This window comes from Vibrio sp. 10N.222.46.A1, from assembly GCF_041473595.1.
In the GTDB taxonomy this organism is placed as follows: domain Bacteria; phylum Pseudomonadota; class Gammaproteobacteria; order Enterobacterales; family Vibrionaceae; genus Vibrio; species Vibrio tasmaniensis_A.
The window spans coordinates 1-367 of record NZ_JBFRSN010001655.1; the positions used below are offsets into that span (position 1 = coordinate 1).

General features: G+C 48.0%; 1 pseudogene. It reads left to right on the forward strand.

Annotated features, from left to right (window positions below):
* Window positions 1-367: pseudogene (pyrG, locus tag AB4496_RS28680) on the forward strand (CTP synthetase); the annotation flags it as partial.

Below are 367 nucleotides of genomic sequence, written 5' to 3' on the forward strand. Positions count from 1 at the left end.
GCTATTTTAGAAGCTCGTGGTCTTAAAGTGACTATGATGAAGCTTGACCCTTACATCAACGTTGATCCAGGCACAATGAGCCCGACTCAACACGGTGAAGTGTTCGTTACGGAAGATGGCGCTGAAACTGACCTTGACCTTGGTCACTACGAGCGATTCATTCGCACCAAGATGACTAAGCGTAACAACTTCACTGCAGGTCGTGTTTACTCAGACGTACTCGCTAAAGAGCGTCGCGGTGATTACCTAGGTGCAACTATTCAGGTTATCCCGCACATCACTAACTCTATCAAAGAACGTGTAATTTCTGGCGCAGCTGGCCACGATATCGCGCTTGTTGAAGTTGGTGGTACGGTTGGTGATATCG